The 478-nt window shown below is 34.1% G+C and carries 1 protein-coding gene; it reads right to left on the bottom strand.

From position 1 onward, the window contains the following. Positions 1 to 64 precede the first annotated feature (64 nt). Positions 65 to 478, bottom strand: a 414-nt coding sequence (locus Q0856_RS18050; RefSeq protein WP_298507234.1) for a hypothetical protein, incomplete at its 5' end; no start/stop codon positions are given.

The raw sequence follows: 478 nt of genomic DNA, 5'->3' as shown, positions 1-478 counted from the left end.
AACTAAATATTTATATAAGCTATTCATTGTAGTTTTTTATTATCTGAAAAAATAGTAACCATTACTATTGAGGCATTCCTTGATTAGCATCCATAGTAAAAGATATATTAGTAGTCTGTAGACTATTTGATATTTGTACTGTTGAAGTAGAATTAGATATAATATCTAAATGATTTCCAGTAAACGTAACTACCCCTGAAGGTGGCATTACAAAAGTTCCGTCATCAGAATCAAAAAAAGATGTTGTGTCACCAACATTCCAAATAGTATTCAACATTAAAAAAGCCCCTGCTGAAATAGTCGCACGGCCCTTTCCTGCTCCAAATGATTGTAACTCTACAGTAACTATAGATCCCGCAGGTGCTGTATAAACTCCTGTAGAAGGGTCAAAAGTTATTATAGCTGCTGCTTGTACTGTTATTATTGATGTAGCTATGTGGTTACCATCTTGTGTAGTTACCGATATAGTTGCCGTACC

It is taken from the genome of uncultured Maribacter sp. (genome assembly GCF_947496775.1).
Lineage (GTDB): Bacteria > Bacteroidota > Bacteroidia > Flavobacteriales > Flavobacteriaceae > Maribacter_B.
Note: the sequence above shows the minus strand (reverse complement) of the source record. Positions and strands in the feature narration are given on the sequence as shown.